Here is a 26,990-nt window from a genome sequence, read left to right as displayed (position 1 = left end):
GGAGGGGTGGCAAGGTGCATACCGGTTCGCGGTTGTCACGAAGGCGCAACTATGATGATACTCACGATATAATTACAAAAGCGGAGGAACGGATGACCAGAGGTCTGACAGCATTGGCGCTTGTTCTGTCGCTCGTTGCGCCGCCTGCGGTCGCCCAGTCCGTCCCCGCCGATTCCACCGAGGTCGTCGTCAAGGGCGCCGCCCGCCCGAAACTGGCGGACAGTGCGCCCCCACCGCCGCTAGAGGTTTTCGTAAAGCCACCACGCATCGAACAGATCGCCCTGTCGGCCGATGGAGGGCGGATTGCGTTCGTTACCTGGGCCGACGGCCTGCACATACTGGCCATCTACAATGTCGCCGACAACAGCCGGGCCGCTGTACGATTGGCCGATGCGCCTCTGTCCGCCATCTCATGGCTCGACAAGGATCATATCCTGCTGTCCAGCACGCTTACCGGTCTGCGCGGCACCTGTCCGTCCGGAACGGATCAACGTCTGGCTGACGGGGCCGCACAGATGAACCTGCGCGCCGTCCTAGACCCTGCCAAGGCCGATTCCGCTGCCAATGCAGATGCCCAGGCCCGCGCGCTGAGCGCCTTGCGGACACCGGGGTGCGTTCAGTTCGGTGTCCGGGCGCAGGATGCCGTTACGGTCGTGGACCTGCGCACCGCCAAGGGCACCACACTCGGCAACAAGTTGAGCGAGTTCGACAACCTGGCTTTGGGCCTACCGCGCCCGATTGTTGTTAATGGCAAGATGCAAGTCATGGGCGCGTTTCTTGAGATGCGCGCCAAGTCCATCGCCGGACAGCCAACGCGACGCGTCTACCTCTGGCGCACCGATCCGGATACAGGCATAGGGCGGCTCGTCAACGATGGCGGCGGTGACCTGGATCGTGAAAACCGCTATGTTGATGACTGGCTGTTCGACGCCTCGGGCCAGATCCTGGCGCGGTCCCTCTACAGCTTCCGCAACGAGACGTTCAGCATTGAGGTACGCAAGGACAAAGGCTGGACGCCGGTTCTGACCCGCAAGATCGTCGGTAAGGATCGCACGTTTGCGCCGTTTCTTGCCGGTCTTGGGCGTGACGGCGCGTCGCTGCTGCTCCTGGACGTTGAACCGGGGACGGAAGGTGGCGCACGCCGCTTTCACTATTACGAACTGTCCACCGATGGCAAAAGGTCCGAGGCCCTCGATCCTGACGACGCCACCCGTGACCGACCTATATTCCATCCCGAAACGGGTGCGCTTGCCGGCTTTGAACGCGATGGTGAAACAACCACCTACACCTTCTTCGATCCCGACTTGGCGGAATATTACAAACTGGCCGTCGATACCGCTCCAGGCCAGGCGGTGCGCGTCGCCGCCATGGCTCGCGATTCGCGCCAAATGATCCTGTTCGATCAAGGCGGCGACGATCCCGGCTCCTGGCACTATTACGACTTTGCCGCCGGCAAGCGTGTCGACATAGGCAGCCATTACCCCGCCGTCCCGGTGGAGTGGGTGGCCTCTCAGCGGTCCATTCAGTACAAGGCCAGGGACGGGATGGATATCCATGCGTTGCTGACCCTGCCGCCTAAGGGCGACGCAAAGAACCGCGCCTTGGTCGTCCTGCCGCACGACGGACCGTTGGCCCATGACGCGCGCGGGTTCGATTGGCTGGCGCAACTTCTGGCTTCGCGGGGCTATGTCGTGCTCCAACCCAATTATCGCGGTTCAGACGGCTACGGCACCACCTATACGGACGCCGGTAAAGGGGAATGGGCCGACCGGATGCTTAGCGATCTGGCGGACGGCGTGCGCGCCCTCAGCACGCAGGGTCTAATCGATCCTGGCCGCGTCTGCATCGCCGGGCGCGGCTATGGCGGCTATGCGACGTTGATGGGCGCCGAAAGCCATGACGCTCCCTACCGGTGCGCGGCCTCGATCGGAGGGATATCCGACGTGTCGACCTATAGCAGCGCCGTCAAAAGCCGAGCATTGGCTGACGAAATCGCACCGCTAAAGGCCGATCCAAAACAGCCGCGGGCATTTCGCGCCGATCCGGCCTCCCCTGCCCGACTGCGCACCTATCTCGGCGCTGCTGACCTTGCCACCATATCGCCGCTGCAACAGGTGAAGCAAGCGCACATACCCGTGCTTCTCATTCATGGCGGGCGCGACGCCGAAGTCTCGCCGAGTCAGAGTCACGCTCTGCGCGATGCCCTGCGGGCCGCTGGCAAGACGGTTACGGCTATTGACCTGCCGGATTGCGATCACGACCTGACGAAAGAAAGCTGCCGCCTGGCAACCGCGCAAGGCCTGGTCGATTTCCTGACGCAGTATAATCCGGCGAATTGAACGCGGACCGTCACCGGCCCGCGCCCATTACCAGTTACATAGCCTTTGACGACGGCGCTGCTTGCATTTGCGGCAACACGGTCGCCGGATCGATCGGCGCGCCATTTTTGAAAACCATGAAATGCAGGTGTGGCCCTGTGTTCCGGCCGGACTTGCCGATTTCTGCGATCTGCTGACCGGCGGTGACGCTGGCCGTATCGTCGACGGTAATCTTATTGAGATGCGTATAGCGGGTGACGTATCCGTCGCCGTGATTGATTTCCAGAGTCAGGCCGTTCCAACTGTCCGTCTTCACGGTAACCACACGACCCGCCGCCGGGGCATAGATTGGCGTCCCGACCTTGCCGCGGAAATCAATGCCTTCATGGAAGGCGGGCGCCCCGGTCAACGGATTCGTCCTTTTACCGAAGGGACTGCTGATCGTTCCGGTTACCGGTAGCACCGAAAAGACAGGTGCACCCGATGCCGCACGGGCGGGATTTTGCGACAAGACAAATTGCGCGCCAGCCAAAGGCAGGATCAGGGCGATCGCCAAGGCCTGTGCAATCCATCGCGACCGCTTGCGTCCCACCGACGAAGCGCGCATAATTTCGGTAATTCTCATTCTAAATTCTCCAGAGTTTGAGGGTGAGAAGACCGTCGGAGCGCATGTCTGTGTGGAAATGGGCAATGTGTCTCCGGCGGTATGCTTCAGGGCCGTCAGCAGCGACGCTGCGTAGGCCCGGCGCATTTCGGGATTCGCCTGGGTAACCAAGGCGTCGCAAGCCAGTTCGGCCGCCAGCCGGCACCGCGCCGCTTGGTGGCGAATGAATGGATTGAACCAGAAGATAACCTCGATCCAGCTGAGCAGTGTGTAAAAGCCCGTATCGCCTCGCCTCAGGTGCGCGCGCTCGTGGGCGATAACCAATTCAAGCTGATCAGCGCCCAGGCCCGTCAACAGGCGCTGAGGCACGATGACATGGCGCCCCCAGGCGAAAGCAGGGACCGCCACTGAGGCGATACGAATGCCGGTGTCCTCAGGCAAAGGCAGCGCCGTTCGGGCGATGGTTCGCAGGACCGATTGCGCCCTCAATAGACGGATCGCGGCCAGCGCGGCGACACATGCATAGACGACAGGCACCCATGGTATTCCAGCATAGGCCCACGCCAGCCAATCGAATTTCGCTTGCGAAACACTATCAATCGCTTCCCCCGTCATGGCCGCTGCCTCGCCGCCACCCGAATATTCCGGTATGGGCGCAGTCATCAGCGCCGGTGCCAGCCGCGCCAGCACAATCAGAAAGGCTCCCATCACGACCGGCAAGATCATGACCGCCAGCATCCGCTTTTCCACGCCATCGGCAGGCGCTTCATCGCGTTTGCGGAACAGGCGATGAATGGCCAAAATCAGGGCGCTGGCCAATAGAGGCATAAGGCCCAGTACCATCAACAGCCCCCCGATCACTTTGAGGCCTCCTCAGTGGCCAATTTTTCGAGCAGGGCTTCCAATTCACCGATTTCGTCGGCGGAGATAAGCCGGCTGTTGGCAAAGGTCGCCGCCGGCATGGGCGCGTCGCTGTCGAGAACGTCGCGGGCGAACGCCGTCACCAGCCCTGCCAGGGTTTCCAGCTTGGAGTGCGTGGCCACATAGGTCTTCATGCCGTGAACCATTTCGACGCGGATCAAGTCCTTTTCGACCATTCGGTCTAAAGTCTTGCGTGTCGCTGAATATGACCACTGCGTTTCGGTCTGGCTGGCGTCATGAATTTCACGCGCGCTCAACCGGCGATGCCGCCACAGGTAGCGCAGGAGTTTGAGTTCGTAATCGCTCGGCTTATGCATGAGAGCCTCCGTCGCCTTTGTGCGACATGTGTCGCACGTACGCTACATGACGTCAACCCGTCTCCGTATTGAGTGCTTATTTCCTTTTTTGCAAAATCCACACTGAAATAGAGGAGATTTGCAGATGAGCGACGCATTTAAAGACGGCGACCGTGTAAGCCACGAAAAGAAAGGCCTAGGCACGGTCCATGCCAGCCCGGCGGCGAGTGACGTTGTGGTTTCCGAGAACGCCCCGGCCAAGACGCCAGACACCGTTTACGTCGTATGGGACGATGACCGCTTTCCCGTCGGCAACGTGCCGCGCGCCGAACTGGAAAAGGTGCCCGACGCGGCGGCAGCCATTTCTACGGGGTTCTAGAGTAGGTCTCGACAAGCCTTACAGCCCTAGTCATCCGGACATAAAAAAACGTGGATCGTCTCCGATCCACGTTTCAGAAATTCACAGGCGAATTTCACTGGCGAAGACTGATTAGTCTTTCTTCGGCGTGATGACCTGACGGCCCTTGTACATACCGGTCTTCAGGTCGACATGGTGAGGACGGCGAAGCTCGCCGGTGTCCTTGTCTTCGGTGTAAGGGTTAGCGCCCAGCGCGTCGTGCGAACGACGCATGTTGCGACGCGAGGGCGAGGTTTTCCGCTTGGGTACGGCCATGTCCGTCTCTTTTCCTGGTCAAAGGCCGAACACACGAAGTATTCAGGCACATAAATTAAATGATGAGTCCCTGTTGGTGACTCAGAAGGCGGGCCTTATGCATCAAGTCCGCCCGACTATCAAGGGGCAATCGGTGATTTTAGCTAGGAAAGTCCGTTAGCGCGACTGGATTCCGCCAGCGGATCGGTCTGCGGCAAAGGCTGGCGCATGTAACTTTCGATGCGCAATCTAGCTTCATTCAGGGCCTCTGCATCAAAGGATTTAGGCGATACCAGACGCCGCCCGTCCTTCAGGGTCACGATCCAGCCATGCGCGATGCGGCTGCCTTTGCGTTCGTAATCATAACTTTCCTGTATGACGGCGCTAATATCCTCTGCCAGAATATGGTGCGTTTTCCGCCACGAGGTCAGGCTTAAGAGCCGCACGCGTATCCGACCATCGGCAACATGCCATTCGCGATGGCGGCCAATGCAGGCCCATACAATAATGGCCAGGGCCAAAGGCAGAGCAATCAGATTCATCAGGATAATACCGGTCGCTGGCACCTTGCCCGATTGCATGAGCGCCCAATTGCCGTAGTCACTGGCAATGGCCGCCGCGGCCAGGGTCAGGCCAACCACGACATATAGTGCGCGCGGCAGCATCCCCAATTCGTCTTTCAGCTTCATGACACCCACCCGTTTTGCGCTACTATAGCCTCAAACGGGTGGATTGTCAGCCTGCCGTAAGGTTAGGCTTCGATACTCTCAGGCCTCGATCTGGGCCGAGGCTTCAATCTCAACCAGCCATTCGGGATTGATCAGGGCGCTGGTGCCGATAAAGCTCGATGCGGGACGAATGTCGCCGAAGATTTCGCCATGGGCCCGCGCGGCGTCCTTCCACAACGACATGTCGGTCAGGAAGATGCGGGTACGGATAATGTCCGATGCCTGGCCACCGGCGTCCTGAACCGCCTTGACGATGATTTCTAGGGCAGCCTTGGTCTGCTCGTAGGCATCGGTTCCGGCAACCTTGCCATCGCGGATCGGCGCCGTGCCCGATACTTCGATGCGATTGCCCGAACGAACGGCACGGGAAAAACCGATTTCACCTTCAAAAGGCGAACCGGAGGAGATCAGTTGGCGTGTCATGGAATATTCCTTTAGCAGCGCCCTGCCCGACGCGCGTCAGGCAGAACGGTTTAGACGAGACGGCTGCGCACTTTGGCGGCGGCGATGAAGCTCGAAAACAGCGGATGCGGTGCGAACGGACGCGACTTGAGTTCCGGATGGTATTGCACGCCGATGAACCACGGGTGATCCGTACGTTCGACGATTTCCGGCAGCAGGCCATCGGGCGACATACCCGAAAAATGCAGGCCACACGCTTCCAGACGCGGAATATAGTCGCGGTTGACTTCGTAGCGATGGCGGTGACGCTCGGAAATCGCCGTATCGCCGTAGATATCGGAGACGAGAGAACCGGGCTTCAGTGCCGCATCGTAGGCCCCCAGGCGCATGGTGCCACCGAGATTGCCGCCCGCCGCCCTTTGCGTCAGCTCGTTGCCGTTCAGCCATTCGGTCATAAGGCCAACAACCGGCTCGTCGGTATGCCCAAACTCCGTCGAGGACGCCGTCTTGACGCCGGCCAGATTGCGGGCCGTCTCCAATACGGCCATCTGCATGCCGAAGCAGATGCCGAAATAAGGGACGCTGTTTTCACGCGCGAAGCGAGCCGCTTCGATCTTGCCAAGCGCACCGCGCTCTCCGAAGCCGCCGGGAACCAGAATGGCGTGAACATTTTCCAGCCGTTCGATCACAGCGTCCGGCGCGCCTTCAAAGGTTTCCGATTCCACCCAGTCGATGCGGACGCGGACATTATTGGCCATGCCGCCGTGATAAAGCGCTTCGATCAGTGATTTATAGGCGTCTTTCAGCACGGTGTACTTGCCGACGACGGCGATGGACACTTCACCGTCCGGATACTGGTAGCGTTGGGTGATGTCTTTCCAAAGCGACAGGTCCGGTGCGGCGGCATCTTCGATACCGAAGACGTTCAACACTTCGACATCCAGGCCCTGGCGGTGATAGTCGATCGGCACGGCATAGATGTTTTCGGAATCCATGGCCTGGATGACGGCGCTTTCGCGGACGTTACAGAACAAGCCGATCTTGCGGCGTTCTTCCGTCGGAATTTCCTGCTCACAACGGCACAGCAGAATATCGGGCTGGATGCCGATGGAACGCAATTCCTTCACCGAATGCTGGGTCGGCTTGGTTTTCATTTCCCCAGCCGTCTTGACGAACGGCAGCAGCGTCAGGTGGATGAAGCAGCATTGGCGGCGCGGCAATTCCTGGCCAAGCTGGCGAATGGCTTCAAAAAACGGCAGACCTTCGATATCGCCGACCGTTCCACCGATTTCCACAAGGATAAAATCGGCATCGCCCTGGTCGGACACAACGAACTGCTTGATCTGGTCGGTAACGTGCGGGACGACCTGAACGGTTGCGCCGAGATAATCGCCGCGGCGTTCCTTTTCGATGATGTTGGAATAGATGCGGCCGGTGGTGATGTTGTCGGTCTTACGGGCATTGACGCCGGTAAAACGCTCATAGTGGCCGAGGTCGAGGTCGGTTTCGGCGCCATCGTCGGTAACAAAGACTTCGCCGTGCTGGTACGGGCTCATCGTTCCCGGATCGACGTTCAGGTACGGGTCCAGCTTGCGCAGCCGAACCTTGAAGCCGCGCGCCTGAAGCAGGGCCCCAAGCGCCGCGGATGCCAACCCTTTGCCAAGCGAGGAGACAACCCCGCCAGTGATGAAAACGAAACGGGCCATATCAGATCAGTACCATAATCAGAGAGAACCCGCGGAAGTTACCCTCCGCGGGCCAAAAAATCAGTTTGAAATCGGGCTTCGCTTAACGCGAAGCGGAAGATGTCGTCGCCGAAGAGGCTGGCGCAGCCGAAGAGCCACCCTGCCAGATGCCGGCCTTTGCGGCTTCCACCTGCTTTTGCGACACCGATGACGATGCCGCGGAATTGGCAGGCAAGCGCGCCGGCGCAGAAGACGTGGCCGGCTTGGGGGTCGGGGCCTGAGCGGGGACCTGAGCTTGAGGCGCAGGCGCAGCGGGCTGGGAATTGGCCAGCGGCAGGTCACTCAGCGACGGACCGGCCGAACTGGCGGTCTGGCTGGCGGCGGGGGCTGCGGGCAGCTTCGACTTGTCGATCGTCAGGCCGGACGTATCAACCTGGTCGACGGCCGAGGTGGTGCGTTGCGAATAGTTGCCGGCAATGGTCAGGCCGATTGAATTTACGAAAAAGATGAACGCGAAAATCGCCGTCAGCTTGGTCAATAGATTGCCCGCGCCACGCGCCGACATAAAACCCGACGGACCACCGCCCATACCGAGCGCGCCGCCTTCGGAACGCTGGATGAGAATCAGGCCGGCCATGGTGACCGAAACGAGGATCTGCACGGTCAGGAGGATACCAAATAAGGTGTTCATCAGGTCAGGTCTTTATTCTTCTAACGCGGAAAGGCGCCGAACACCGGCGCCGGAATGGATGAAAGTCGCACGCCCTTAGCATCCTCCGCCACGAATGGCCAGAGGGGACGCACGGTTTGCCATACAGAAATATGACGCTGGCGGAGGATTACAAGCCCCGGATCAAACCGGGGCATAATCCGCTGCCGCCACGATGGGCAGGAATTCCTCCACCGTCAGTGACGCCCCACCAACCAGCGCCCCGCCAACCCCTTTCAGGGCAAGCAACTGCGCGGCATTGGACGGCTTGACCGACCCGCCATACAGCAGGCACGGATCGGCATCGCCAAAATAGGTATCAATGTGTTTACGGATCAGCGCGAACGCTTCGAGTATCTGTGCATCGGACGCGGTAAGCCCGGTGCCTATGGCCCAAACGGGCTCATATGACACATGGAATTTATGGCCTTCCAGCGCCCTAGGCAGACTGTCTGTCAATTGCCGAGACAGAACCGGCACTGTGAGCCCGCCCTGACGCTGATCAAGGGTTTCGCCTATGCAAATGATAGGCTCCAGCCCGGCGCGCAACGCCGCCTGGACCTTGCGGGCCACAAGCGAACAGGGTTCCAGGTGGCCGTGGCGACGCTCCGAATGGCCAAGAATGACCATGGTGGCGCCGGCATCTTTCAGCATGGCAGCGGACACATCGCCGGTATAGGCGCCTCCGTCGGCATGGCTGCAATCCTGGCCGCCCAGCAACAGCTTCGTGCCTTGGAGGGCTTCGGCCATAAGTGGCAGGAGGGTCGCGGGGGGGAACAAGGCGACACGCGCCTTGTGAGCGGCGCTTTGCGCGGCAATGGCCTGGGCAACCGGAAGTGCGCTTTTCAGCCCGTTCATTTTCCAGTTGCCGGCGATAAGATGTCGGTGTGGCATTATTTGTCTTGTTTGTTGTGGCATAAAACCGCCGAAAACCTTGCAAGCCTTCTAATGAGGCCCTGTGCGGGTAAGGTCCTGTCGCGGTACGCAAACCATAGACCGATGGCGGCGGACAAGCCAAGGCTTTTCAACCAAGAAAAATCTTGAAACTGATAAAATCCCTTTGTAACAGCCTTATTCGTGCCGTAAGACACGGCCATATCTGCGTGCCTGCGCGCGTCTACAGGGTTATATTGCGATGATCAGCCTCTTCCGGGAATTCACCAAGTCATGGATATTCAAGGGCTTGATGGTGCTGCTCGTCGCCTCTTTCGCCATTTTCGGTCTTCGCGACGTCTTCAGCAAGACAGGCGGCGACAATGTCATCACCGCCGGCAAGCGTCAGCTCAGCGCTCAGGAATTCAAGAGCCGCTTCGAAAGCTACAAGGCCAACTATCCCAAGGAAAATCAGGGACGCACCTTTACGAACGAGGAATTCGTCGAGGCCGGCCAACATGTCCGCATGCTGAACGAACTGGCGGATCAATTGTCCTTTGCCGCCTGGCTCGATTCGCTGGGCGTAAAGCCGTCCGCCAAGATGATCGTTGCTGAAATTGCCAAGATCCCGGCTTTCTTCAATAGCGTCACCGGCCGTTTCGACAAGGATACCTATCGTCAGTTGCTGGCGCAGAACCAGATGAACGAAAAGATGTTCGAGTTCAGCGTTTCGGACGAACTGGCCAGCCAGCAGTACCTGACGGCGGCCGTCGCGGGCTTCCGCGCGCCACGCATCTATGCCGCTACCGAAGCCGCCACGACGCTGCAAAACCGCGACACCAGCCTGTTCGTTATTTCGGCAAAGAACGTTCCGACACCCGCCGCCCCAACCGACGCTGAATTACAGGCCTTCTACAATTCGCGCCTGTCTCAGTTGCAACTGCCGGAAACGCGGACGGCTTCGATCGTGCAATTTGTGCCCGCCAATTATGCTAAGGACATCAAGGTGGACGAAGCCGCCTTGCAGAAAAAGTACAAGGACAGCCTGGCCACCCTCGTCTCGCCGGAAACCCGTAGCTTCGTCACCGTGACGGCCCAGTCGGCGGGCGACGCCAACGCCATTTCCTCCGCCCTCAAGTCCGGCCAGACACCGGAAGAGGCTGCTAAGGCGCACAAGGGTCAGGTCATCAATTACACCTTGAAGCCCAAGAGCGCGGTCCCCGATGCCAAGATTGCCGCAGCGGCCTTCGGCATGAAGACGGGCGATGTGTCCGGTGCCGTCCAGGGTGAGCTCGGCTACGCCGTTATTAAAATGGGCGAAGTCAAGGTTGGCTCTACACCGTCCTACGAAAGCGTTCGCGAAAAGCTGGCCGCAGACTACATAAAAGATCAGGCCGCTGACCGCGTCAACAAGGACAGCAATGCCTTCTCGGACGCCATGCGCGCCGGCAACGACTTCCACGCCACGGCCGCGAAACTGGGCCTGAAAGTGATCCAATTGCCGCCGATGACGTCGGAAGGCAAGACGGGCAACCCGCAAGCCGATTATTCCCAATTTACCGTACTGGTGAAGGACATCTACGACCTGCCCCAGGTCGGCGCCACCTCCGACGTCGATCAACTCCGCGAAGGCGAGTATTTCGCCGTACGTCTCGACACCATCAAGCCCGCTGGCGCCCCGCCTTTCGCCGAAATCAAAAACGAACTCACCCAGTACTGGATGACCGACAAGGTGACCTCGGCGGTGCAGGACGCAGCCGACAAGGCCATGGCGCGGATCAAGAAGGGCGAAAGCTTCGCCGCCGTCGCCGCCAGCTTCAATACCCCCGTTGAACAGCTGAACGGCCTGAACCGCGCCACGATACAACGCGCCAACTTGCCGCAAGCCCTGGCTGGTCGCATCTTCCTGTCGCAACCGGGTGAAACCTTCAACGCTCAGATCAGCCCGGTCGCCTTCGCCATCGGCCACGTCGATGCCGTCCATCAGGCGGACACAGCATCCGCCAATACGATGACCACGGTCGCCCGCACGCAGATGTCGCAAATGTTGGCCCGTGACGTAGCCACAACGGCCCAAACCGGCGCCCGCGCCCTCGTCAAGGCCAAGACCTACCCGCGCACAGCCGAGATCGCTCTGGGCGTCACCCCGACTGACGACAAGGCAGGCAAGGCTGACAAGACCGACGGAAAGAAGACGCCGTGATCGCCGAACCCGTTACGCTTGCCGCCAACGAAGGCGCATTTACCAAGGCCTATGACGCCGGCAAGCCCTACATCGTCTGTCGCAAGCTGATCGATGATCTGGAAACACCGGTTTCTGCCTATCTGAAGCTGTCGCGTAACCGCCCCTACTCGTTCCTGTTCGAATCGGTCGAAGGTGGCGCCTTGTCTGGCCGTTACTCGATTCTGACCCTGTCGCCTGACTTGGTCTGGCGCTGCTTCGGCAATGCCGCCGAGATATCAAAAGGCGCCGATATTCCCGCTGGCATCTATACGCCGGAAAGCCTTACCACGCTGGATAGCCTGCGCGCGCTTGTTGCGGCGAACCGTATGGACATTCCCGAAGGCCTGCCTCCCATGGTGTCGGGCCTGTTCGGTGTGTTTGGCTACGACATGATCCGGCTTATGGAGCCGCTTGGCGAGGCCAATCCGGACCCGCTCGAACTGCCCGATGCCTGCCTTGTACGGCCCTCGGTGGTTTGCGTGTTTGACAATGTCGCCCACGAAATCCTTCTGGCTTCGCCGGTATGGCCGGACGCCCGATCGGCGCAGGATGCCTACAGCGCCGCGTTGGCGCGTCTCGACGCCGTGGAAGCGGACCTGCGGATTCCCCTGGCGGCACAGCCCGCGCTTCAGGATCACCATCAGGCGCCCTTGACGTCCCCCACCTCGCCGCTCGATTTCAAAGACATGGTCGGAAAGGCCAAGGAATATATCGCCGCGGGCGACATTTTCCAGGTCGTCCTAAGCCACCGTTTCGAAGCACCTTATCCACTCGATCCCTTCGCTTTTTACCGCTCCCTGCGCCGGCACAATCCGTCGCCCTACCTCTTCTATCTCAATTTCGGCGATTTCCAGCTGGCTGGGTCGTCTCCGGAAATCCTGGTCCGCATCCGCGATGGCAAGCTGACTATTCGCCCGATTGCCGGCACCCGTCCGCGCGGCAAGACGGCGGAGCAGGACAAGGCGTTGGAAGCCGAACTTCTGGCCGACCCTAAGGAACTGTCCGAGCACCTGATGCTCCTCGACCTTGGCCGCAACGATGTCGGCCGCGTCGCCAAACCGGCCTCGGTCAAGGTGACGGAAAAGTTCGTCATTGAACGCTACAGCCACGTCATGCATATCGTCTCTAACGTCGAAGGCGATGCGCCTGACGACCTCGATCCGGTCGATGCGCTGTTGGCCGCCCTGCCTGCTGGCACCTTGTCCGGCGCGCCCAAGGTGCGGGCCATGGAAATCATCGACGAACTGGAAGACGTTAAGCGCGGCGCCGGTTACGGCGGTGGCGCGGGATATATCTCAAGCGGCGGCAGCGTCGATGTCTGCATTGTTCTGCGCACGGCACTGTTCAAGGATCGCAACATCTATGTCCAGGCTGGCGCCGGCGTCGTTGCCGACAGTGTTCCGCAGATGGAATATGAGGAAACCTGCCACAAGGCCGGCGCGCTCATCAAGGCGGCCCAAGACGCCTGGCGATATACCTACAGCCAGAACTAGGCCGCCCTCGCAATCTTAAATCCCTAGCGGCTTTCTTCCCTGCCGATCAGCACGGCGTCCGTAACAGGTTCCGCAGACTCAGCGCTGAGCGATGATCCCGACAGTTCGAAGTCTGCCTTGTTGACCGTGGGTGCTGCCGGCGCCGCCACCGTCTGCGGTGCCGTATGGTTGGGCGCGGGCTTTGCCGTCAGGCTTGTCGCCATATACACAAAAAACGTAGTGGCGGCGATAAAGGCGCAAAGCGCCAGAATGAGCCAGTGTCCCGGCATTCTGCGTGGCTTGGAAGTCGCCAGCAGAACGAGCGCCGCGCCAAGGCGGTCGTCGGTCAAGGCGTCTTCCTGCCCGGTATGATTGGCTCGAATCAAATTCATCGCCGTAGTTTAATGCGAAATAGCGGGCGCTGATACCGCTCGCCTAAAGGCATATTTTTGCCGCGCCGCACCGCCTTGTGACGTTTAGACTTGGAAAGCGAAAGGCTTTTGCTTACATACGCCTGCGAGACGGCGGTGTGCGTTCGGAGGCGGCTATGATCCTGGTAATCGATAACTACGACAGCTTTACCTACAATCTTGTCCATTACCTGGCCGAGCTCGGCGCGGATACGCAGGTTTACCGCAACGATGCCTTGAGTGTTCAAGATGCCCTGGCCCTTGCCCCAAAGGCCATTCTGCTGTCGCCCGGCCCTTGCGCGCCCGACCAGGCCGGCATCTGTTTGCCTCTGCTGCGCGCGGCTCCCGAAGATATGCCGGTGCTGGGCGTGTGCCTCGGGCACCAGTCGATCGGCCAGGCCTATGGCGGCGACGTCATTCGTGCCAAGACGCTCATGCACGGTAAGACCAGCCTGATACATCATAATAACAAGGGCATTTTCAATGACTTGCCCAATCCCTTTACAGCGACCCGTTATCATTCGCTGGCCATCAAGCGCGAAACCCTGCCAGCTGATCTCGAGGTCACGGCCTGGACCGAAGATGGCGAGATAATGGGCGTTCAGCATAAGACGCGTCCCATTCACGGCGTGCAGTTTCACCCCGAATCCATCGCCACAGAAGGCGGCCATCAGTTGCTGGCCAACTTCCTGCAATTGGCCGGGATCGAGAGCCACAACCTCTATGTCTGACGCTTTCAAACCCTTGCTGTCGAAACTGGCCGAAGGCCAGAACCTCAACGAAGACGACGCCGAACAATTCTTTACTGCCTGCTTGCGTGGTGAACCAACGCCGGCCCAGGTGGCTGCAGCAGTAACCGCTATTCGGATACGCGGGGAAACCGTCGGCGAAATCGCCGCCTGCGCCCGCGCCATGCGAAAGGCTGCCATTCATCTTGACCACCCCTATGACGTCATCGATGTCTGCGGCACCGGCGGTGACGGCCTGCATACGCTCAACATATCCACCGCCGTGGGTTTTGTCGCAGCCGGCGGCGGCCTAAAGGTCGCCAAGCATGGCAACCGCGCCATCACCTCCAAATCCGGCACGGCGGACGTATTGGCAGCGCTCGGCGTAAATATTGAAGCGACTCTGAAACAACAACGTAAAGCCTTGGACGACGCTGGCATCTGCTTCCTCTTTGCCCAGGCGCATCACGGCGCCATGCGGCATGTTTCGCCGATCCGCCAGCAACTCGGGTTTCGCACCATCTTCAACCTGCTGGGGCCGCTCAGTAACCCAGCCGGTGCCAAGCGTCAGGTTGTGGGCGTCCCCTCGCCGCGTTTTGTTGAACCGATCGCTCAGGCGCTGGGTCAACTCGGCGCCACTAAAGCCTGGTCTGTGCACGGATCCGGCCTGGATGAGCTGACAACGACCGGTGAAACCGATGTCGCCGAATGGAAGGACGGGTTTGTCCGCCTGTTCAAGATCACGCCCGAAGCGGTCGGCTTGCCCCGCGCGGCTCTGGCCGACATCACGGGTGGCGCCCCCGAATACAATGCCGCCGAACTGTCCGCTCTGCTCGACGGCAAGACCGGGGCGTATCGCGATATCGTCATGCTGAACGCAGCGGCCGCCTTCCTGGTGGCCGACAAGGTGGAGACCCTGCGCGAAGGCGTGGAACTGGCGGCAAACGTCATTGACGATGGCCGCGCACGCAGCGCGCTAGACACGCTGATTGCGGCGACAAAAGCGTCATAACATTCACATAACATAACTGTTGCTGCTCTGTGAACGCACGCCGTGCTAGCGTCCAAGGTCGCTACCCAAGGAGACGATATGCTGGACATTCTCGACAAGATCGCTACCTACAAGCGCGAAGACGTCGCGACGCGGCGTACGCATGTGACGCTGGACGACCTTGAGGCGCAAATAGATGAGGTCGGTCCACCTCGCGGGTTTGCCAAGGCTCTGGTCGCCAACAAGCAGCCTGACAATCTCTCACTCATCGCCGAAATCAAGAAGGCCAGCCCGTCAAAAGGCTTGATTCGTGAAGATTTCGATCCGCCTGCACTGGCCCGCGCCTATGAAGCCGGCGGGGCCTCCTGCCTGTCGATCCTGACCGATAATCCGTCCTTCATGGGACACGAATCGCATTTTCAGGCCGCACGGGCCGCTGTGTCATTGCCCTGCATCCGTAAGGAATTTCTTGTCGACACCTGGCAGGTGACCGAATCGCGGGCCATCGGCGCCGATGCCATTCTGGTCATCATGGCCATGATAGATGACGAACTGGCTGCGGACCTCATCGACTGCGCCCAGCATTATGGCATGGATGCGCTGGTCGAAGTGCATGACGCAGCAGAAATGGACAGGGCTCTGAAACTCAAATCCAAGCTGATCGGCATAAATAATCGTAATCTCAGGGATTTTCACGTCGATCTGGCGGTGACGGAGACCTTGGCGCACTCGGTTTCGAAAGATCACATTCTCGTCGCCGAAAGCGGCATTTTCACACCGTACGACGTCAAACGCCTCGCGCGTACCGGCGCCACCGCCATGCTGGTCGGCGAAAGCCTGATGCGCCAAGGCGACGTCACTGCGGCGACAAAAAATCTATTATCGTTAGCTTGACATTAATAAGAACACATATAGAACATCATTCGTAGGTTCATGACTTGTTCCGCATTTTGCGAACCAGTTTACACGAAGGTGTCCCATGCTGACGACCAAACAACGCGAACTTCTGATGTTCATTCACGAACGCATCAAGGAAGGCGGCGTTTCCCCCTCTTTCGACGAAATGAAGGAAGCGCTGGATCTGGCGTCCAAGTCGGGCATCCATCGTTTGATTACCGCCTTGGAAGAACGCGGCTTTATACGTCGGCTCGCACACCGTGCCCGGGCGCTTGAAGTTATTAAATTGCCCGATCAGGCCACCACGTCAGCGCCGCCGCGCGGCCGTCAAGCCTTTGTGCCTCAGGTCGTCGAAGGCACGCGCCCGGCCGCTGCAGACCCCGTCAAGCCCTCGAACGATGATACGCGTGAACTGCCGCTGCTTGGCAAGATTGCTGCCGGCGTACCGATCGAGGCCATGGGCCAGGAGCGCGACCGGTTACGCGTACCGGAATCCATGCTGGGCGCCGGAGAACACTACCTGCTCGAAATCGAAGGCGATTCGATGATCAATGCCGGTATTCTCAATGGCGACTTTGTTGTCATCAAGAAGACCGACACGGCCCAGACCGGTGAAATCGTCGTTGCCTTGGTCGATGACGAAACCGCCACCCTTAAGCGCCTTCGCAAGAAGGGTGGATCCATTGCCCTCGAAGCCGCTAATCCGAATTACAAGACGCAAATCTACAATGATGGTCAGGTCAAGGTTCAGGGCCGCCTCGTCGGCCTGATGCGTCGTTACCATTAGAGCCTCATGCCGAAAAGTGGACCCCACTTTTCGGAAAACATGAGGCGTTACAAAAGATTAGAGCCATAAGGCGGTCAACTAAGCCGACGAATGCTCTAGTCACTGATACCGCCTTCTGCTTCCGAAGGACTGGACCAATAGCGTTTGCCTCTTAGGGGCTGGGCTGCCTTGATGGCCCAGCCCTTTTCTGTGTGAGTCAGTTCCATGGCGCCAAGGCGACGAAAATCGCCGGCGCTGATGCGGTTAACCCTGGCGCATTCGGCCGGCCAATCCCCCATGGGGTTGCGCAGAACGATCAGATCGCTTGCCTGGCACAATTCATTCAAACGCGCGGGTTTTGGCGGCTTGTTGCTGAACCAGAACCCAACGCGCGGCTGGGCGAGCGGAACGCAGCCATATCCCTTGCAGGCATAGTTTTCACTCCGCTTAATCTCATCCAGCACCGCTAGGCCATAGTGTTGTGTCCACTGCTCGAAGCCATATTGCCGTACCTTTGATCGCAGGACGTAAGCGCCGGCGGCGGTACGGACGGCGGCATTGCCCCCCTCCGCATCCACCCAAATGTCCGGAGGCGGCACACGCGGCCACCACAAGATAGTTGACGCCGCAATCAAGCCGACCCATCGCGTTTTTCCCCGTACCAAACAAATCCATAACAATCCCAAAAAAGAAATAGGCAGGACGTAAGCCGGTGCCGATGGCCAGGTGATGACCGCATAGGGCAAGTCCGCCGTAATGGCGGCAATGCGCTCAATAACCCATAACCCGGCACCCGCCACACGCAGGAACAGCCATCCGAAGGGCGTGGCGGACATCGTCGTGCCCATGGCGAGAGACGGCATGACGACAAAGGTCGTGACAGGCGCCTCAAAAAGGTTTGACAACAGGCCGTAGACCGAGAACCGATTGAAATAGGCGATGGCAAATGGCGTTGTTGCGGCGGTCGCCACCATGGAGGCCAGCAGCGACAGCCAGATACCGCGGGCGGTCGCCTGAATGGCCCGGATCCAAACGGGCACGCTGATTTCACGCATGGGCGGCTTCATGCCCTCAGCCAAGGCCAGCAAGGCGGCGGTCGCGCTGAATGACATCTGAAACCCCGGCTGGATCACGGCTTCGGGTGTGAGGCAGATGACGACGATGGCAGCTATGGCCAAGGCCCGCAGGCTCAGCGCCCGGCGATCGACTAAAATGGCTCCGAACGCGACACAGGCCACCACGGCGGAACGGACCGCCGGGGCTGGCGATCCAGAAATGGCCAGGTAGAGCAGAACGCAGACGATACTCAAAGCGGCCGCCCATTTCTTGACCGGTATGCGCACCGCCAGCCAGGGGACAGCGGCCATAACAATCCGCAGCGTAAAGAAGATAAATCCGCCAACAATGGCCATATGCACGCCCGATATCGAGAGGATATGGGCCAGTCCGGAATCACGCATATCCTGTATGAGTGGCTGAGGGATAAACGCCTGATGCCCCGTCACCAAAGCGGCGGCAAACCCGCCGATGGCGCGGCCGTTGGGCAATTGCGGCGCCGTATCGGCCACGAGCTTTTGCGTAATCGTCCAGCGTAGTCGGTTCAGGGCCATAACCGCTCGCAATTGCCATCCTTGCGGCGGCGGCTCCATCAACCGAGGCTGGCCCGGCGCCAGTCCGACGCCGCCTACGCCCTGAAAGAAGGCCGTACGGGCGAAATCGTAGCCACCGGGCATGTTCGGTGAAGGTGGCGGGTTCAGGATGGCGAAGACCGATATTGCATCGCCTGGCTTGATACCTGTCGCTTCCAGGGTGCCTGGACGCAGAGACACACGCAGGCGCAACGGCGTCGCCGCCGGGCTCAGGCCGCGTATGGCAATAGGCGCCAATAACAGACGCGGCTGATCGGCTGATGGTGAAACGATATCCATCACGAACGCCTGAACCATATACTGGTTGGTTTCCGTCCCCAACACCGGCGCACGGACGTGCTCCGCACGCAACTTACACACGACGGCGCCCAGCATAAAAATGGATAAAAGCAGTGAAAAATTATAGATATAGCGGCTGAAATTAAACCGCTGGATCAATATTGTGGCGATAATGCCCGCCGCAGCCAGAGCTACAATCCATGTCAGGGACGGTTCGACCAGAAGCCCCAGATACGCGGCAGCCCCCGCCCCGAACGCCACAGGCACCCATAAAAACAGACGCCCGGCCTGCAAGGCCAGTACATCTGACATTCGGTTTTTCAAGAACTGGACCGCCGTTTTCAAGCCTTGCCCGCCTCACCTGCTATAAAGGGCTTGGGTTCGCGGCAAAGAAAGCTATAAGACGCTCACAAATCGATCCCCCAAAGTAACTGATCATGCCCCATTCCAAATCGCAAGTCCCGACATCGGGCGCCGTCGTCACTCGCTTTGCTCCCTCACCGACCGGATACCTGCATATCGGCGGTGCGCGGACCGCCTTGTTCAACTGGCTCTATGCACGGCACACCGGTGGCAAATTCCTGATCCGTATCGAAGACACCGATCGCGAACGCTCAACCAAGGCTGCGGTGGACGCCATTTTCGAAGGGCTGGACTGGCTTGGGCTCAAGGCAGACGAAGAGATTGTCTTTCAGCACGCCCGCGAAGCGCGCCACAAAGAGGCCGTTGCCGACCTGGTGACGCGCGGCCGTGCGTATGCCTGTTTCATGTCCGCTGAGGAAACCGAGACCGCGCGTGAGGAAGCGCGCGCCGCCGGACACGCGCTGCGCTCACCCTGGCGCGATCGCACGCCGACCGCCGAAGAGTTGTCGCAGCCGCACGTCATCCGTTTCAAGGGGCCGCTGGAAGAGCCTCTTGTCATTCGCGATGCGGTGCAAGGCGAAGTGACCTTCAATACCAAAGACCTGGACGACCTGATCCTGCTGCGTTCGGATGGCAATCCGACCTACAACCTGGCGGTCGTGGTCGACGACCATGACATGGGCGTCACCCACGTCATTCGCGGCGATGACCACCTGAACAACGCCGCGCGCCAAAGCCTCATCTCTATGGCGCTTGGTTGGGACGTGCCGACCTTCGCGCACATACCGCTGATTCATGGCCCCGACGGCGCAAAGCTGAGTAAGCGTCACGGCGCCCAGGCGGTGGGCGACTACCAAAGCCTCGGCTACCTGCCGGAAGCCATGCGAAACTATCTGGCGCGCCTGGGGTGGTCACACGGCGATGACGAAATTTTCACCGACGACCAGGCCATCGACTGGTTCGATATCATCGACATCAACAAGGCGCCGGCGAGGCTCGATTTCGCCAAGCTGGGGTCGGTCAACGCCCACTGGCTTCGCGCCGCCGACGATGCCCGGCTGGTTAAGCTGGTAACGGCCGAGCTCGTCGCCACCGGCCACGCCGAAACGCCTGAAACACGTGCGATTCTGGCGCGCACCATTCCGCTCGTGAAGGAACGTGCCCAAACCATCGTCCAATTGGCCGAACAGGTTCATTTTGCGGTAGCAAAAGGCCCCGTTCCGCTCGACGAAAAGACAAAAAATCTTCTGACTGAGGAAACAATATCACGCCTCAATCGTCTTCACGAAAATGTGTTAGGCTGGGACGATTGGTCCAATGACTATATTGACGGACAATTAAAAAAATTCGTTGAAAATGAAGGCATTGGCTTCGGAAAGATTGGCCCTGTCCTGCGTGGCCTCCTATCCGCCGGCCATCCTGCGCCGGACATTTCGAAGCTTTTGGCCGCATTGGGCCGCGAGGAGGCCCTTGTTCGGTTAACAGGGGGTCTTTTCATTTAGAGTTACAGTTTATATAGCAGGCGCGACGCCGATTTTAGGTGCGCCGCAACAGGCCTATAATGGGCCTAAACCTTTTCTGAGGTACGCGTAATATGAGCCAAACCAATCCCGCCAAAATCACGCTCGGTGACAAGACCGTCGATCTGCCTGTCATGAAGGGCACCTTGGGCCCGGACGTCGTTGATATCCGCAAGCTGTACGCCGAGACCGACGCCTTCACCTATGACCCAGGCTTCACCTCGACGGCATCCTGCGAAAGCAAGATCACCTTCATCGACGGCGACAAGGGCGTTCTGCTGCACCGCGGTTATCCGATCGGCCAACTGGCCGAGCAATCGAGCTTCCTAGAAACCTGCTACCTGCTGCTGCACGGCGAATTGCCGACGGCAGCCGAGTTCGAGCCTTTCGAAACCTCGATCACGCGCCACACCATGCTGCATGAGCAGTTCGACCGCTTCTTCTCCGGCTTCCGCCGCGATGCCCACCCGATGGCGATCATGACCGGCGCCGTCGGCGCTTTGTCGGCCTTTTATCATGACAGCCTCGACATTCACGATCTGAAGCAGCGCGAAATCTCAGCGCACCGCCTGATCGCCAAGATGCCAACCATCGCCGCCCGTGCCTATAAGTACAGCGTTGGCCAGCCCTTCGTACATCCGCGCAACAACCTGTCCTATTCGGAAAACTTCCTGCGCATGTGCTTTGCCGTGCCGGCTGAAGATTACGTCGCCAACCCGATCCTGACCAAGGCGATGGACCGTATCTTCATCCTTCACGCCGATCACGAACAAAACGCTTCGACATCGACCGTCCGTCTGGCCGGTTCGTCGGGCGCCAACCCGTTCGCCTGTATCGCTGCCGGCATTGCCTGTCTGTGGGGCCCGTCGCATGGCGGCGCCAATGAAGAAGCGCTCAACATGCTGAAGGAAATCGGCACGCCGGAGCGCATCCCTGAGTTCATCGAAGGGGTCAAGGCCCGCAAGTACAAGCTCATGGGCTTCGGACACCGCGTGTACAAGAACTACGACCCACGTGCGACCGTCATGAAGCAGTCGGCCGACGAAGTTCTGGAAGCCGTTGGCGACAAGAACGATCCGTTGTTCCAGGTCGCGAAGGAACTTGAGCAGATCGCACTCAAGGACGAGTTCTTCATCGAGCGCAAGCTGTACCCGAACGTTGACTTCTATTCCGGCATCACCCTGTCGGCCATGGGCTTCCCGACCACCATGTTCACCGTCCTGTTCGCCTTGGCGCGTACGGTCGGCTGGATCGCCCAGTGGAAGGAAATGATCGAGGATCCAGGCCAAAAAATCGGTCGTCCGCGCCAGCTCTACACCGGCTCGGGCCCGCGCGATTACGTTCCCGTGTCGCAACGCGGCTAATCTGATACCCAGCTAAATCAAAGCCCGCTTCGATAATCGAAGCGGGCTTTTTTTGCCCAAGCCGCGAGGGCTCTTATGTACCAATGAACTCAAGGACGGCCGCCGCAGCCTTTTCGGCCGGAGGTTTTTGACCGCGCCCCATTATATTCAGCGCATCAAACTGCGACTGTATCTGGGCCTCGCGGAGCACCCTGTCGTCCAGACGCGCATTTACCGCCTTGACGAGGTTATCGGCAGTGGCGTCGTCCTGAACGAATTCAGGCGCGATCTCCTTTTCCGCCATGATATTGAACAGGGTGATATGCTTTATCGTGGCGACATTTTTGAAAATCCACGCCGTCAACGGCTCGACCTTGTAAGCGATAATCATTGGACACCCTGCCAGGGCCAGTTCCGTAGATACCGTGCCTGAACAGGCCAGAGCGAGGTCAGCGGCCATCATGGCCGAATGCTTGTCGTCCTCGCCTCCGATCAAACGCACAAATGGCAGATCGGCAACTGCGGCTTCGACAGGGTCGCGAACCGTATCGGCAACCGGGATCACAATGGTCAACGCCGGGCGTTCCGCATGCAGTCGCCGCATAGTGTCATTGAAAACCGGCATCAGTCGCTTGATTTCGCTGGGGCGTGACCCCGGAAGCACCAACAGCATCTGGTCTGTCGCACCAAGACCCAGTTTTGCGCGGAATCCCGCCGGATCAGCACGACTGAAATCGACGTTCAGCGCCGGATTGCCGACGACAACCGTCTTCAGGCCCTCTCGCTCAAAATAAGGGGCGTCCATCGGATGCAGGGCCAAGAGCATATCGACAGCCCGCGCCAGGGTTTTGGCACGCCCTGGCCGCATGGCCCAGACCTGAGGCCCCACATATTTGATGAGCTTGACGTGCGGCATGGCCTTGCGAATGCCATTGGCGACCCGCAGGGTGAATCCCCAGGAATCGACCAGAATGACCACATCCGGCTGCTGAGCCTGAGCGTAGGCCACGGTTTCACGTACGCGCTTCATGACACGGCCATAGGCCTTGAGACCTTCCACCAGTCCCAGAATCGATAGCTCCGAGATGTCGAAGGGGCTTTGTACGCCCATTTCGGCCATGCGGACGCCACCGACGCCCGAAAAGACGAAATCCGTATCAGGTGCCTGGGCGCGCAACTGGGCGATCAGGCCGGCCCCAAGGGCGTCTCCGGACGCCTCGGCGGCGACCAGCATGATACGTTTCTGTTTAGTGGACATCGTGACCGTAAATGAAGACGCCCAATTCGGCGGCGCGGGCATAGACGGCGGGTTTATCAATAATAAGCAGATGATGAGAACGTGCCACAATGCCGCATAGACCTGCGGCCGCGACGTCCTCAACCGTCTGAAGGCCGATCGTCGGCATGTCGAGGCGTAGATCCTGTATCGGTTTCGCCAACTTGGCCAAAACCCCCTTGCGATTAACAAGCGTCCCGCGAAGGGCCGGATTCAGGTTCACGATGCGCCCTAGCATGGCTTGGGTGCCTTCCTGCGCTTCGACGGCCAAGGTAATGCGACCGGCTACGACGACGGCCTGGCCGATATCGAGCGCACCGACCGCGGTTGCGACCCGCATGGCTTCCTGCGCGTCCTCCATGGTCTCTGGAGAGGGATCGGGACCAGCCTGTAACCCAGCGCCTATCAAAAGCTCCGGGTTGGCCTCATGCGCGCCTTCGATGTGATAGCCTTGGCTGGCGATGACCTTCGCCACCTGACGCAGCAGGGAATCGTCCCCGCCCCGTCCAGCCGTCTGGATGCTCTGCAAATGTTGCGCACCGTGATCCTTTTGCATGGTGTCGAAATCTGGACGCTGGACATAGCCGCACATGCATACGGCCTTGACCTGTTCCACAGCTAGAATTTCGAACAGCTTGGCAAAATCGCCGAGACCGAGCTTATGGCCCGGATGCGCATCAAGGGCGGAATCGGACAGGCCCGCTATGCGTATGACCGTATAGGGCCGGTTCGTGCGCTGAAGGTATGCAGCAATTTCAACCGGCAGTGAGCCCCCGCCAGAGATGAGGGCCAGTTTGAGGGCGATCGACATGGCGCTTTCTTGTTTAGAGGCTGACCGCACTAATCCGAAGGCAGGCAGATTGGCCGCGTTGAATCCTCACGAATGAACCGCACGATTTCCACGACCTGATCGATGTCCGAAAAATTTTCCAGAACATCGTCCAGGCGCTCCTGGAATGTGCCTTCTTCGGCGAACATCATGCGGTAGGCCGTACGCAGGGCCAAGATGAGTTCACGCGAAAAGCCGCGGCGTTTCAGTCCGACCAGATTCAAGCCCTCCAGCCGCGCATGATTTCCCCAGACGGAGCCGTATGGGATGACGTCCTTGGTCACAATGGCGCCGCCGCCGATAAAGCTGTAGCGACCGAGGCGCGCGAATTGATGCACGGCACACGACCCGCCAAGGAAGACGAAATCGCCGACATGCACATGACCGCCGCAGGACGCCTGATTGGCCATGATAACGTTATTGCCGAGAATACAGTCGTGCGCGATACCCGACCCCGCCATGAACATGCAGTCATTACCGGCAACGGTGACACCGCCGCCCTTCTCGGTTCCGGTATGCATGATGACATTTTCGCGAACCAGTGCACGTTCACCGACGATAAGCTTGGTCGGTTCACCTTTGTGAGCCAAATGCTGCGGCGGGCCACCTAAGCAGGCAAACGGATGCACGACGCCATCGGCACCGAGTTCGGTAATCCCGTCGATCACGACATGGGATTTCAGTTGCACCCGGTCCTTCAATGTAACCTGTGGCCCGACGATGCAGTAGGGCCCGACGGATACGTCTTCACCAAGCTGAGCGCCATCCTGAACGATCGCCGTCGGGTGTATGGTTACAGTCATTTCGGGCTCTCAACCACCATGGCGGCAAATTCAGCTTCGCAGACGATCTTATCGTTCACATAGGCCTCGCCGCGAAATTTGAAAATATCACCGCGGTGACGCACGACCTTGACCGGCATGCGGACCACATCCCCCGGACGTACCGGGCTGCGGAACTTTACACCATCGATCGACATAAAGAAGATGGTCTTGCCTTCAACATCTGCGTCCAAAGATTTCGACATCAGGACAGCGCCGGTCTGGCCCATAGCCTCGATCAGGAGCACGCCCGGCATGACTGGGTTTTCGGGAAAATGCCCGTTGAAGAAGGGTTCGTTGAAGGTGACATTCTTGATGCCTACCATCGAGGTGTTCTTTACCCAGCCTTCGCCGCGATCGATCAGCAGAAACGGATAGCGGTGCGGAATACGCTTAAGGATTTCGGCATAGTCAACCGCGATGCCGACGTCTTCACCCGTCGTATCCGTAATTTCCGCCGCTTCGTCAGCCGTCGTCGTCATGAAACTTCTTACCCCTTATCTTTTGCCATGGCGTTTTTCTCCAGCCACACCATTTCGCGCAGGAATTGGCGCGACGGTTTGGCGGGGAAGCCGGAAACCATTGCTCCGGCAGCCACATCCTTGAATACAACTGCGCCAGCGGCAATCTTTGCGCCAGTGCCAATTTGAATATGATCGATAATTCCGGCACGTCCACCGAACATGGCGCCATCGCCTACGGTCACGGAGCCGGAAATTCCCGAATGCGCGGCAACGATGCAGTTGCGGCCGATCTGGCAGTTGTGGCCGATCTGGACCATATTGTCGATCTTGCTGGCTTCGCCGATCACTGTATCGTCGTAAGCGCCCCGATCTATGCAGGTGCCGGCGCCAATACTGACATCGTCCTGAAGGATCACGCGTCCCAATTGCGGCACGTCTATGAGCCCACGGGCATCGCCCGCCACACCGAAACCGGATTCGCCAATGTGAACGCTGGAAAGCAGCCTGACGCGATCCCCGATCAACGCACAATAGACCGTAGCATGGGCACCAATCTGGCAGTCACGCCCAATGCGACAACCAGGCCCAATCACCGCATAGGCTTCGATGCGCGTACCCGCCCCTATTTCCACGTCCTGACCGATAACGACGCCGACACCGAGTGACACACCTTCCTCAAAACGTACGCTGGGATGTATCGCTAGGTCACCGTCATGGCGGCGCGCCGAATACAGGTGGGCGGCAATCCGGGCCCAGGCTGCCTGCGGACTGGCGCTGACGATCGCTATGCTGGTGGACGGAACATGTTCGACAAAATCGGTCGGCACAAATACAAATTCGGCCTGGGTGCGATGCAGGTTGGTCAGATATCGCCGGTCACTAAAAAAAGCGGCCTTTCCGGGACCACCCAAAGATAAAGGGGCGCAGGCCGTAATGAACCCGCTCCCCTTTGCCTCCGGCGTATTAAGCCGGCTCGAGGTCATAGCCACCGCCTGATCCAGGTCTATTTTTGAACCAACATCAAAAAAGCGCAGATCAGGCATAAGCGGTTTAAACTCGTTATTTCTTCGGTGCGGCACCAGCTCCCGCAGCAGGTTGGTCGAGGCTGACGCGATTGAACGTCGGCAACAACTCACCCGAAGCATCCATCTTTTGCACAACCGCCGATGTGATGTTCATCGCCGGGTTCGCATAGAGGAAGCTGGTCTGAGTCGATCCACCATTCGTATTCGCAGACGATTCATAATGCAACAGGCTGTCGGCCGACAGGACGGTTGCACAGGCCTTTTGCGTCACAACCGCATTGATTTGCGGGATCATCTTGGAGAAGATCGCCTGCATCACTTCCTGCTGGGTGTACTGCATTTCCTGGTTACGTTGCTGAACCTTGGCTTGGAAAGCTTGACGCTTGCCTTCCCAGGCTTGCGCCTTGCCTTCCCACGCCGTCTTGCCGGCAGGGGTGGCAGAGCTGGTCTTTTGCGAAGCCGTCAGGGCCTTGTATTCGTCCTCAATGGCCTTGCCTTCCGCAGACAGTTCCGCATCAACTTGGGCCTTCAGTTGAACCAGACGGTCCGAAGCGGCCTTACCCATCGCCGAAGTCGACATGGCAGATTGTTCATCAAGCACGCATTGGCCGGGAACGGCGGCACCGAAGGTCGGCGGCGTCGGAGCGGCGGTCGCTGCAGCCGGAGCCGCGGACTGGGCCAAGGCTTGGCCCGCGATCAGGGCACCGGCACAGGCGATAACGAAGAGCGAAGTTTTTTTCATGTT

Annotated in this window: 26 protein-coding genes; 10 read left to right on the top strand and 16 right to left on the bottom strand. The window is 59.2% G+C overall.

Annotated elements, in window-relative coordinates; translation table 11 throughout:
- The first annotated feature begins 92 nt into the window (after nucleotides 1-92).
- Nucleotides 93-2,339, top strand: coding sequence for an alpha/beta hydrolase family protein (locus tag RCJ00_RS00700; RefSeq protein ID WP_316219663.1), 2,247 nt, complete (start codon nucleotides 93-95; stop codon nucleotides 2,337-2,339).
- A gap of 34 nt (nucleotides 2,340-2,373) precedes the next feature.
- On the opposite strand, the gene RCJ00_RS00695 is transcribed toward RCJ00_RS00700, so the two are convergent.
- Both RCJ00_RS00695 and RCJ00_RS00690 read right to left on the bottom strand, forming a co-directional pair.
- On the bottom strand, nucleotides 2,374-3,765 hold the full coding sequence (locus tag RCJ00_RS00695) for a M23/M56 family metallopeptidase (RefSeq protein ID WP_316219662.1): 1,392 nt from the start codon (nucleotides 3,763-3,765) through the stop codon (nucleotides 2,374-2,376).
- A 14-nt stretch (nucleotides 3,766-3,779) separates the two neighbouring features.
- Nucleotides 3,780-4,160 carry a BlaI/MecI/CopY family transcriptional regulator gene (locus RCJ00_RS00690; protein WP_316219661.1) on the bottom strand — a complete coding sequence of 127 codons (381 nt, stop codon included), beginning with the start codon at nucleotides 4,158-4,160 and terminating at the stop codon, nucleotides 3,780-3,782.
- A gap of 124 nt (nucleotides 4,161-4,284) precedes the next feature.
- Between RCJ00_RS00690 and RCJ00_RS00685 the strand changes: the two genes are divergently transcribed.
- Nucleotides 4,285-4,518: a hypothetical protein gene (locus tag RCJ00_RS00685; protein WP_316219660.1), complete on the top strand. Its 234-nt coding sequence runs from the start codon at nucleotides 4,285-4,287 to the stop codon at nucleotides 4,516-4,518.
- 111 nt (nucleotides 4,519-4,629) lie between these two features.
- Here RCJ00_RS00685 and rpmF read toward each other — a convergent pair whose 3' ends face one another.
- From rpmF to tpiA, 6 genes are all read right to left on the bottom strand, one after another.
- Nucleotides 4,630-4,812: a 50S ribosomal protein L32 gene (rpmF, locus tag RCJ00_RS00680; protein WP_023459126.1), complete on the bottom strand. Its 183-nt coding sequence runs from the start codon at nucleotides 4,810-4,812 to the stop codon at nucleotides 4,630-4,632.
- 143 nt (nucleotides 4,813-4,955) lie between these two features.
- Entirely contained in the window at nucleotides 4,956-5,480 is a 525-nt protein-coding gene (locus tag RCJ00_RS00675; protein ID WP_316219659.1) for a hypothetical protein, read from the bottom strand.
- A 78-nt stretch (nucleotides 5,481-5,558) separates the two neighbouring features.
- Nucleotides 5,559-5,942: a RidA family protein gene (locus RCJ00_RS00670; RefSeq protein ID WP_023459124.1), complete on the bottom strand. Its 384-nt coding sequence runs from the start codon at nucleotides 5,940-5,942 to the stop codon at nucleotides 5,559-5,561.
- A 50-nt stretch (nucleotides 5,943-5,992) separates the two neighbouring features.
- Nucleotides 5,993-7,627 (bottom strand): CTP synthase, encoded by a 1,635-nt coding sequence (gene pyrG, locus RCJ00_RS00665; RefSeq protein ID WP_023459123.1) that lies wholly within the window; start codon nucleotides 7,625-7,627, stop codon nucleotides 5,993-5,995.
- Nucleotides 7,628-7,709: 82 nt separating this feature from the next.
- Entirely contained in the window at nucleotides 7,710-8,297 is a 588-nt protein-coding gene (gene secG / locus RCJ00_RS00660) for a preprotein translocase subunit SecG (RefSeq protein WP_316219658.1), read from the bottom strand.
- A 162-nt stretch (nucleotides 8,298-8,459) separates the two neighbouring features.
- Nucleotides 8,460-9,209: a triose-phosphate isomerase gene (tpiA, locus tag RCJ00_RS00655; RefSeq protein WP_023459121.1), complete on the bottom strand. Its 750-nt coding sequence runs from the start codon at nucleotides 9,207-9,209 to the stop codon at nucleotides 8,460-8,462.
- Nucleotides 9,210-9,450: 241 nt separating this feature from the next.
- On the opposite strand from tpiA, the gene RCJ00_RS00650 reads away from it, so the two are divergent.
- Both RCJ00_RS00650 and trpE read left to right on the top strand, forming a co-directional pair.
- Nucleotides 9,451-11,391, top strand: coding sequence for a peptidylprolyl isomerase (locus tag RCJ00_RS00650; RefSeq protein ID WP_316219657.1), 1,941 nt, complete (start codon nucleotides 9,451-9,453; stop codon nucleotides 11,389-11,391).
- Nucleotides 11,388-12,905 carry an anthranilate synthase component I gene (trpE, locus tag RCJ00_RS00645; RefSeq protein WP_316219655.1) on the top strand — a complete coding sequence of 506 codons (1,518 nt, stop codon included), beginning with the start codon at nucleotides 11,388-11,390 and terminating at the stop codon, nucleotides 12,903-12,905. Before RCJ00_RS00650 ends, trpE begins: the two co-directional genes overlap by 4 nt.
- A gap of 23 nt (nucleotides 12,906-12,928) precedes the next feature.
- Here trpE and RCJ00_RS00640 read toward each other — a convergent pair whose 3' ends face one another.
- Complete coding sequence (locus RCJ00_RS00640; RefSeq protein ID WP_316219654.1) at nucleotides 12,929-13,234, bottom strand: hypothetical protein; 306 nt, start codon at nucleotides 13,232-13,234, stop codon at nucleotides 12,929-12,931.
- 197 nt (nucleotides 13,235-13,431) lie between these two features.
- Here RCJ00_RS00640 and RCJ00_RS00635 point away from each other — a divergent pair, with 197 nt between their 5' ends.
- From RCJ00_RS00635 to lexA, 4 genes are all read left to right on the top strand, one after another.
- On the top strand, nucleotides 13,432-14,025 hold the full coding sequence (locus RCJ00_RS00635; RefSeq protein ID WP_316219653.1) for an anthranilate synthase component II: 594 nt from the start codon (nucleotides 13,432-13,434) through the stop codon (nucleotides 14,023-14,025).
- Entirely contained in the window at nucleotides 14,018-15,034 is a 1,017-nt protein-coding gene (gene trpD, locus RCJ00_RS00630) for an anthranilate phosphoribosyltransferase (protein ID WP_316219652.1), read from the top strand. The genes RCJ00_RS00635 and trpD overlap by 8 nt, the downstream gene beginning before the upstream one ends.
- Before the next feature lie 78 nt (nucleotides 15,035-15,112).
- On the top strand, nucleotides 15,113-15,907 hold the full coding sequence (gene trpC, locus RCJ00_RS00625; RefSeq protein ID WP_316219651.1) for an indole-3-glycerol phosphate synthase TrpC: 795 nt from the start codon (nucleotides 15,113-15,115) through the stop codon (nucleotides 15,905-15,907).
- An 85-nt stretch (nucleotides 15,908-15,992) separates the two neighbouring features.
- Nucleotides 15,993-16,697 (top strand): transcriptional repressor LexA, encoded by a 705-nt coding sequence (gene lexA, locus RCJ00_RS00620; RefSeq protein ID WP_316219650.1) that lies wholly within the window; start codon nucleotides 15,993-15,995, stop codon nucleotides 16,695-16,697.
- Between the two features lie 95 nt (nucleotides 16,698-16,792).
- On the opposite strand, the gene RCJ00_RS00615 is transcribed toward lexA, so the two are convergent.
- A complete protein-coding gene (locus RCJ00_RS00615) occupies nucleotides 16,793-18,916 on the bottom strand; it encodes a ComEC/Rec2 family competence protein (RefSeq protein ID WP_316219649.1) in 2,124 nt (707 codons plus the stop codon).
- A 125-nt stretch (nucleotides 18,917-19,041) separates the two neighbouring features.
- Here RCJ00_RS00615 and gltX point away from each other — a divergent pair, with 125 nt between their 5' ends.
- Together gltX and gltA are read left to right on the top strand one after the other, a co-directional pair.
- The gene (gene gltX / locus RCJ00_RS00610) at nucleotides 19,042-20,469 is read left to right on the top strand and encodes a glutamate--tRNA ligase (protein ID WP_316219648.1); all 1,428 of its coding nucleotides are present in this window, start codon (nucleotides 19,042-19,044) and stop codon (nucleotides 20,467-20,469) included.
- Between the two features lie 92 nt (nucleotides 20,470-20,561).
- Nucleotides 20,562-21,851 carry a citrate synthase gene (gene gltA / locus RCJ00_RS00605; RefSeq protein WP_023459110.1) on the top strand — a complete coding sequence of 430 codons (1,290 nt, stop codon included), beginning with the start codon at nucleotides 20,562-20,564 and terminating at the stop codon, nucleotides 21,849-21,851.
- Nucleotides 21,852-21,924: 73 nt separating this feature from the next.
- On the opposite strand, the gene lpxB is transcribed toward gltA, so the two are convergent.
- Genes lpxB through RCJ00_RS00575 form a run of 6 tightly spaced genes read right to left on the bottom strand, consistent with a single transcriptional unit; the run spans nucleotide 21,925 to nucleotide 26,987 of the window.
- Nucleotides 21,925-23,064 (bottom strand): lipid-A-disaccharide synthase, encoded by a 1,140-nt coding sequence (lpxB, locus tag RCJ00_RS00600; protein ID WP_316219647.1) that lies wholly within the window; start codon nucleotides 23,062-23,064, stop codon nucleotides 21,925-21,927.
- A gap of 13 nt (nucleotides 23,065-23,077) precedes the next feature.
- A complete protein-coding gene (locus RCJ00_RS00595) occupies nucleotides 23,078-23,917 on the bottom strand; it encodes an LpxI family protein (protein ID WP_316219646.1) in 840 nt (279 codons plus the stop codon).
- 29 nt (nucleotides 23,918-23,946) lie between these two features.
- Nucleotides 23,947-24,738: an acyl-ACP--UDP-N-acetylglucosamine O-acyltransferase gene (gene lpxA / locus RCJ00_RS00590; RefSeq protein ID WP_316219645.1), complete on the bottom strand. Its 792-nt coding sequence runs from the start codon at nucleotides 24,736-24,738 to the stop codon at nucleotides 23,947-23,949.
- The gene (gene fabZ / locus RCJ00_RS00585; RefSeq protein ID WP_316219644.1) at nucleotides 24,735-25,238 is read right to left on the bottom strand and encodes a 3-hydroxyacyl-ACP dehydratase FabZ; all 504 of its coding nucleotides are present in this window, start codon (nucleotides 25,236-25,238) and stop codon (nucleotides 24,735-24,737) included. Before fabZ ends, lpxA begins: the two co-directional genes overlap by 4 nt.
- Nucleotides 25,239-25,246: 8 nt before the next feature.
- Nucleotides 25,247-26,263 (bottom strand): UDP-3-O-(3-hydroxymyristoyl)glucosamine N-acyltransferase, encoded by a 1,017-nt coding sequence (gene lpxD / locus RCJ00_RS00580; protein ID WP_316219643.1) that lies wholly within the window; start codon nucleotides 26,261-26,263, stop codon nucleotides 25,247-25,249.
- 16 nt (nucleotides 26,264-26,279) lie between these two features.
- Nucleotides 26,280-26,987, bottom strand: a complete 708-nt coding sequence (locus tag RCJ00_RS00575; protein ID WP_316219642.1) for an OmpH family outer membrane protein — start codon at nucleotides 26,985-26,987, stop codon at nucleotides 26,280-26,282.
- Between the last annotated feature and the right edge of the window lie 3 nt (nucleotides 26,988-26,990).

Source organism: Asticcacaulis aquihabitans (genome assembly GCF_032490435.1).
Lineage (GTDB): Bacteria > Pseudomonadota > Alphaproteobacteria > Caulobacterales > Caulobacteraceae > Asticcacaulis.
Note: the sequence above shows the minus strand (reverse complement) of the source record. Positions and strands in the feature narration are given on the sequence as shown.